Source organism: Streptomyces sp. NPDC059874 (genome assembly GCF_042731135.1).
Classification (GTDB): domain Bacteria; phylum Actinomycetota; class Actinomycetes; order Streptomycetales; family Streptomycetaceae; genus Streptomyces.
In genome coordinates this window covers 63,929-71,026 of sequence record NZ_JBHWJY010000043.1, presented here as the reverse complement: position 1 = coordinate 71,026, position 7,098 = coordinate 63,929, and the positions used below count along the sequence as shown (strand labels likewise).

At 71.4% G+C, this 7,098-nt stretch carries 7 protein-coding genes; 5 read left to right on the top strand and 2 right to left on the bottom strand.

Annotated elements, in window-relative coordinates; genetic code table 11:
* Positions 1 to 226: 226 nt before the first annotated feature.
* From ACFV9H_RS24050 to ACFV9H_RS24030, 5 genes are all read left to right on the top strand, one after another.
* Entirely contained in the window at positions 227 to 796 is a 570-nt protein-coding gene (locus ACFV9H_RS24050; protein WP_385401649.1) for a TetR/AcrR family transcriptional regulator, read from the top strand.
* A 135-nt stretch (positions 797 to 931) separates the two neighbouring features.
* Positions 932 to 2,365: a DHA2 family efflux MFS transporter permease subunit gene (locus tag ACFV9H_RS24045; protein ID WP_385401651.1), complete on the top strand. Its 1,434-nt coding sequence runs from the start codon at positions 932 to 934 to the stop codon at positions 2,363 to 2,365.
* Positions 2,366 to 2,424: 59 nt separating this feature from the next.
* Entirely contained in the window at positions 2,425 to 2,862 is a 438-nt protein-coding gene (locus ACFV9H_RS24040; RefSeq protein WP_385401647.1) for a DUF3291 domain-containing protein, read from the top strand.
* Positions 2,859 to 3,992, top strand: coding sequence for a UDP-N-acetylmuramate dehydrogenase (locus ACFV9H_RS24035; RefSeq protein ID WP_385401644.1), 1,134 nt, complete (start codon positions 2,859 to 2,861; stop codon positions 3,990 to 3,992). Before ACFV9H_RS24040 ends, ACFV9H_RS24035 begins: the two co-directional genes overlap by 4 nt.
* Before the next feature lie 16 nt (positions 3,993 to 4,008).
* Complete coding sequence (locus tag ACFV9H_RS24030; protein ID WP_385401643.1) at positions 4,009 to 4,425, top strand: hypothetical protein; 417 nt, start codon at positions 4,009 to 4,011, stop codon at positions 4,423 to 4,425.
* On the opposite strand, the gene ACFV9H_RS24025 is transcribed toward ACFV9H_RS24030, so the two are convergent.
* Positions 4,426 to 5,445, bottom strand: coding sequence for an adenosine deaminase (locus ACFV9H_RS24025; RefSeq protein WP_385401640.1), 1,020 nt, complete (start codon positions 5,443 to 5,445; stop codon positions 4,426 to 4,428).
* A gap of 376 nt (positions 5,446 to 5,821) precedes the next feature.
* Positions 5,822 to 7,048: a pyridoxal phosphate-dependent aminotransferase gene (locus tag ACFV9H_RS24020; RefSeq protein ID WP_385401638.1), complete on the bottom strand. Its 1,227-nt coding sequence runs from the start codon at positions 7,046 to 7,048 to the stop codon at positions 5,822 to 5,824.
* Positions 7,049 to 7,098: the final 50 nt, after the last annotated feature.

Below are 7,098 nucleotides of genomic sequence, written 5' to 3'. Positions count from 1 at the left end.
CCGAAGGGAGCGCCCTTGACAGGCCGGCCCGACACGGAAGGACTATGGGACTGACGGGAAACCCCCAAGACCTCTCTGATTCCGCCCAGGTCGGATGCCGCCACTCGAAGCCCCCGCCGCACAGAACGCCCCCGCCCCCCCCCCCCCCCCCCCCCCCCCCCGCCGCCCTCTCCCTCCCTGACCCGCCCCCTTGACGTAGTTAGTGATTGAGCACTAACTTTGACTCATGGCAAGGATGAGCGCAGAAGAGCGGCGCGAGAGCGTCATTCGTGCGGCGATGCACGAGTTCGCCCGCGGGGGTTACTACGGGACCTCCACCGAGGCGATCGCCAAGCGGGTGGGGGTTTCGCAGCCCTATCTCTTCCGGCTCTTCCCGAACAAGCTCGCCATCTTCCTCGCCGCCTCCGAGCGCTGCATGCGGGACACCCGTGAGGTCTTCGCCGCCGCCACCGAAGGGCTGAACGGCGAAGACGCCACGCGTGCCATGGCCAACGCCTACACCCGGCTCATCGCCGAGGACCCGGACAAGCTCCAGATGCAGCTCCAGATGTACGTCACCGTCGCCGCCGCCGAGGCGGTCGGCGATCACGAGCTCGGCGAGCTCGTCCGGAAGGGGTGGATGGAGCTCTGGGACACGGTTTGTGTGCCGTTCGGTGGGGACGCGAAGGAGACGACGACCTTCATGGCGTACGGGATGTTGATCAACACCCTCGCGGCCATGGGGTTCCCGCCCGAGCATCGGGTTTGGGAAGGGCTGTATCCCGAGGCCCACGTCAAGGGTCGCCTGGAGAAGTGAGGGCGGGCTGCCTGCCCTGGCGCGCCCGGCGCCCGGCGCCCGCCGCTCGGCGCCCAGTTCACCCATGGGCGCGAAAGTTAGTCATCAATAACTAACAAACTGCACACCGCAGGGGGAATCGTGAACACACAAGACATGGACTCGGACACCAAGCTCCGCGGGCCCGCCGTCTGGGCCCTCGTCATCACCGGCGTCGCCAGCTTCATGGCCGCTCTCGACAACCTCGTCGTCACCACTGCCCTCCCCGCCATCCGCGCGGACCTCGGCGGCAGGTTGGAGGACCTGGAGTGGACGGTGAACGCCTACACGCTCACCTTCGCCGTGCTCCTCATGTTCGGCGCCGCCCTCGGTGACCGGTTCGGGCGGCGGAGGCTGTTCATCGCGGGGCTCGCGGTCTTCACCGGCGCTTCCGCGGCGGCTGCCCTCTCGCCCGGGATCGACGCACTCATCGCCGCCCGCGCCGTCCAGGGTGTCGGCGCCGCGATCATGATGCCGCTCACGCTCACCCTGCTCACCGCCGCCGTCCCGGCCGCCCGCCGCGGCATGGCCCTCGGCATCTACGGCGCCGTCACCGGCCTCGCCGTCGCCAGTGGTCCCCTCATCGGCGGCAGCCTCACCGAGCACATCTCCTGGCAGTGGATCTTCTGGCTGAACGTCCCGATCGGCCTCGCCCTGATTCCGCTCGCCCGGCTGCGCCTCGCCGAGTCCACTGCCCCGAACTCCCGCCTCGACGTCCCCGGCACCCTGCTCATCAGCGGCGGCCTCTTCGGCATTGTCTACGGCCTCGTGAACGCCAACTCCGAGGGTTGGACCAGCACACCTGTCCTCGCCGGGCTGATCGTCGGCGCCGCCCTCATCGGCGGGTTCGTCCACCACGGCTTCAACAACGCCAACCCCATGCTCCCCATGCGGCTCTTCCGCAACCGCGGGTTCCTCGGGATCAACGCGGCCAGCCTGCTGATGTTCCTGGGGATGTTCGGCTCGATCTTCCTGCTCGCCCAGTTCCTTCAAGGTGTCGCCGGCTACTCGCCCACCGAGGCCGGACTGCGCATGCTCCCCTGGACCGGCATGCCGATGATCGTCGCGCCGATCTCGGGCATACTCTCCGACCGGATCGGCGGCCGCCCGGTCGTCGCCGCCGGGCTCGCGCTCCAGGCCCTCGGGCTCGGCTGGTTCGCGATGATCCTGAGCGCGGACGTCTCGTACGCCGCCCAGCTCCCCGCGCTGATCATCAGTGGCATCGGTATGGGGATGTACTTCGCCCCCGCCTCGAACGTCCTGATGTCCACCGTGGCCCCGGCCGACCAGGGCAAGGCTTCCGGCACCAACAACGCCCTCCGCGAGGTTGGCGGGGCCCTCGGTGTCGCCGTCCTGGCCTCCGTCTTCTCCGCCCAGGGCGGCTATGAGTCCCCGCAGGCCTTCACCGACGGCACGATCCCCGCACTGTGGATAGGCGCCGGCGCGGTCGCCGTCTCCGCCGCCCTGGCCCTGCTGCTTCCGCGCAAGGCGAAGCCCGCCCGGGTCCTTGCCGCTGCTGAGGTCCCGGACAGGATCCCTGCGGCAATGTAGTAGTCGCAATGCAAGTTGGACCCTTACGATCAGCCGACCTGAACTAAGGAGTGCTCGCCATGCCCGACATCCCCTGGTTGACCCCCACCCCGCCGGCCGCCCCCGACGCCGAGGTCTACGTCATGGCCTCCCGCTTCGAGACCGCCACCCTCATCGGCGCCCTCAAGTTCTTCCTCAAGTCGCCCGGCATCATCGGCCAGATCCGCAAGGCCCCCGGCGCCCACGGCGCCGCCCTGCGGGCGCGGGTCCCGCGCCGGACCTTCCTCACCCTCTCCGCCTGGGAGGACAGGGACGCGCTCTACCGGTTCGCCCGCAGCGAGCCCCACCGCACCAGTTCCCGCGCGGCCAGCGCGTACATGAAGGAATCGGCCTTCACCTTCTGGACCGCACGGGCCTCCGAGCTGCCGATCAGCTGGGAGGAGGCCGAGCGCCGCCTCGCCGAGCAGCAGTCCGAGCAGAGGTCCGAGCAGAGGTCCGAGCAGAAGTCCGAGCAGTGAGATCTGTTCGATCACCGAGCCGCGGTCCGTGGCCCCGCAGGGATGCGAGGGGCGCGGACCGTACTCTTGTCCACGTGCAGGAACTCCACGACGCCCCCCTCGCCCCGCTGACCACCTTCCGCCTCGGCGGCCCCGCCCGTCGCCTGGTCACCGCGACCACCGACGCCGAGGTGGTCGCCGCCGTCCGCGCCGCGGACGAGAGCGGCACCCCGCTCCTGGTCATCGGCGGCGGCAGCAACCTGGTCATCGGCGACGGCGGCTTCGACGGCACCGCCCTGCGCATCGCGACCACCGGCTTCACCCTCGACGGCACCACCCTGGAGCTCGCCGCTGGCGAGAACTGGAGCGATGCCGTCGCCCGCACCGTCGAGGCCGGCCTCGCCGGCATCGAATGCCTCGCCGGAATCCCCGGATCCGCCGGCGCGACGCCGATCCAGAACGTCGGGGCGTACGGCCAAGAGGTCTGCGACACCATCACCGAGGTCGTCGCCTACGACCGCACCAGCGGCGAAACGGTCACGCTGGCCGCCGCCGAGTGCGCGTTCTCGTACCGCAACAGCCTCTTCAAGCACCAGCCCGAGCGGTACGTCGTCCTGCGCGTGCGCTTCGCCCTGGAGGACGCCGGCGGGCTCTCCGCGCCGATCAAGTACCCCGAGACCGCCCGCGCCCTCGGCGTCGAGGCCGGCGACCGCGTCCCCGCCGCCACCGCGCGCGAGACCGTACTGCGCCTGCGCGCCGGCAAGGGCATGGTCCTCGACCCCGCCGACCACGACACCTGGTCGGCCGGCTCCTTCTTCCACAACCCGATCCTCACCGACGAGGCCTACGCCGCCTTCCTCGCCCGCGTCCAGGACCGCCTCGGCGTCGACACGGCCCCGCCCGCCTACCCCGCGGGCGACGGACGTACGAAGACCAGCGCGGCCTGGCTGATCGACAAGGCCGGGTTCACCAAGGGCTACGGCACCGGCCCCGCGCGCATCTCCACCAAGCACACCCTCGCCCTCACCAACCGCGGCGAGGCCACCACCGAGGACCTCCTCGCCCTGGCCCGCGAGGTCGTCGCGGGCGTCCACGCGGCCTTCGGCGTCACCCTGGTCAACGAACCGGTGACGGTCGGCGTCAGCATCTGAGGAGCGCCGGCCGCCCATGCTCTGTCCCCTGCACGGCGCCGGTACGGACCCCACCCGCCTCGTGGGTCGCACGCTCAGCCGAGTCGTCGCGTCCTGGCACATCAGCGACGGCGAGCGCTCCGAGGCCCCCCTGGACGTCTGGCTGATCGACAGCGTCGGCGACTCCATCCGGATCACCACCGGCTCCGACCAGTGCCTGATCGTGGAGTCCGCCCCGCCGCACGAGCCCTACGACATGGGGGAGTGGGGCCGCATCGAGGTCGGTGAGGACCTCGGCGACCACCCCTTCCTGCGCCACCTCGGCGAGACCGTCGCCTCGGTCGCCGAGTTCGCGCTGCCCGAGCAGGGCCGCACCCACCTGGAGATCGGCTTCCCGGGCGGGGGCCGGGTGCGTGCCGACTGCTACGAGGGGGACCTGCGCCTCACCCGGTGATCAGGACGTCAGCCAGTGGTCGATCCCGGTCAGCAGCTTGGCCTGTACGTCCTCGGGCGCGGCCGAACCGCGCACCGACTGGCGGGCCAGCTCGGCGAGCTCCGCGTCCGTGAAGCCGTGGTGGCGGCGGGCGATCTCGTACTGCGCCGCGAGCCGGGACCCGAAGAGCAGCGGGTCGTCGGCGCCGAGGGCCATGGGGACCCCGGCCTCGAAGAGGGTGCGCAGCGGGACGTCTTCGGGGCGCTCGTAGACCCCGAGGGCCACGTTGGAAGCCGGGCAGACCTCGCAGGTGATCTGCCGGTCGGCGAGCCGCTTGAGCAGGCGGGGGTCCTCGGCGGCCCGTACGCCGTGCCCGATGCGGGCGGCGTGCAGATCGTCGAGGCAGTCCCGGACGGAGGACGGCCCGGTGAGCTCGCCGCCGTGCGGGGCGGCGAGCAGGCCGCCCTCGCGGGCGATGGCGAAGGCCCGGTCGAAGTCGCGGGCCATGCCGCGGCGCTCGTCGTTGGAGAGCCCGAAGCCGACGACGCCGCGGTCGGCGTAGCGGACGGCGAGGCGGGCGAGGGTGCGGGCGTCGAGGGGGTGCTTCATGCGGTTGGCGGCGATGAGGACCCGCATGCCGAGGCCGGTCTCCCGGGAGGCGCCGTCCACCGCGTCGAGGATGATCTCGACGGCCGGGATCATCCCGCCGAGGAGGGGCGCGTAGGACGTGGGATCGACCTGGATCTCCAGCCAGCCGCTGCCGTCCCGTACGTCCTCCTCCGCGGCCTCGCGGACGAGGCGGCGGATGTCGTCCGGCTCGCGGAGGCACGAGCGGGCGGCGTCGTAGAGCCGCTGGAACCGGAACCAGCCGCGCTCGTCGGTGGCGCGGAGTTTCGGCGGCTCGCCGGCGGTGAGGGCCTCCGGGAGCCGGACGCCGTACTTGTCGGCCAGCTCCAGGAGGGTCGATGGGCGCATCGAGCCGGTGAAGTGCAGGTGGAGGTGGGCCTTTGGCAGAAGCGTGAGATCGCGTGCGTGCTCCATTTGTTGATCCTGCCGTACGCACGCGCTGAGCGGGAGGCGGTTTTACCTATTGGGGGCTTGCCCGAACGTGCGCGCGGGGGGTGGGGCGGGGGTGGAGGCCGCTGCGCGGGGCCTCCCGGGCGCCGCCCGACCCCGCGCCTCAATCGCCGGCGGGGCTGGATGTGGCGGAGGGGCTGGTTTTGGCCGGTGCGGCCTGCAAGCGCCGGCTCCACCTTGGCAGGGCAATCTCAGCCCCGCCGGCGTTTGAGGCGCGGGTCCGGGCAGAGCCCGGGAAGCCCCGCGCAGCGGCTGGCTCACGGCGCCCCGGACATGCCTGAGCGGCGCCGCCCCGGAAGGGGAGACGCCGCTCAGGGTCGGGGTGCGGGCCCCGCTAGGCCTAGGCCTTGGCCTCCGACAGGAGCTTCTGGACGCGGGAGACGCCCTCCACCAGGTCCTCGTCGCCCAGGGCGTACGAGAGGCGGAGGTAGCCCGGGGTGCCGAAGGCCTCGCCCGGGACGACCGCGACCTCGACCTCGTCGAGGATCAGGGCCGCGAGCTCGACGGAGGTCTGCGGGCGCTTGCCGCGGATCTCCTTGCCGAGGAGGTTCTTGACCGAGGGGTACACGTAGAACGCGCCCTCGGGGGTCGGGCAGATGACGCCTTCGATCTCGTTCAGCATCCGCACGATCGTCTGGCGGCGGCGGTCGAAGGCGGTGCGCATCTCGTGGACGGCGTCCAGGTTGCCGGAGACGGCGGCCAGCGCCGCGACCTGGGCCACGTTGGAGACGTTGGAGGTGGCGTGCGACTGCAGGTTGGTCGCGGCCTTCACGACGTCGCGGGGGCCGATGATCCAGCCCACGCGCCAGCCGGTCATCGCGTACGTCTTGGCGACGCCGTTGACGACGATGCACTTGTCGGCCAGCTCGGGGACGATCGCCGGCAGGGAGACGAACTTCGCGTCGCCGTAGACCAGGTGCTCGTAGATCTCGTCGGTCAGGACCCACAGGCCGTGCTCGACGGCCCAGCGGCCGATCGCCTCGGCGTCGGCCTCGGTGTAGACGGCGCCCGTCGGGTTGGACGGGGAGACGAAGAGGACGACCTTCGTGCGGTCGGTGCGGGCCGCTTCGAGCTGCTCGACGGAGACGCGGTAGCCGGTGGTCTCGTCGGCGACGACCTCGACCGGGACACCGCCGGCGAGACGGATGGACTCCGGGTAGGTGGTCCAGTACGGAGCCGGGACGATGACCTCGTCACCCGGGTCGAGGATGGCCGCGAAGGCCTCGTAGATCGCCTGCTTGCCACCGTTGGTCACCAGGACCTGCGACGCGTCGACCTCGTAGCCGGAGTCGCGCAGCGTCTTGGCGGCGATCGCGGCCTTGAGCTCGGGCAGGCCGCCGGCCGGCGTGTAGCGGTGGTACTTCGGGTTGCGGCAGGCCTCGACCGCCGCCTCGACGATGTAGTCCGGCGTCGGGAAGTCGGGCTCGCCCGCACCGAAGCCGATCACCGGGCGCCCGGCGGCCTTGAGGGCCTTGGCCTTGGCGTCGACGGCGAGGGTGGCGGACTCGGAAATGGCGCCGATACGGACGGAGACGCGGCGCTCGGAGGAAGGCGTTGCAGAGGTCATGCGGGCAATCGTCCCAGACGGCAAAGAAGCGCCGCACACCGTTTCAGTCA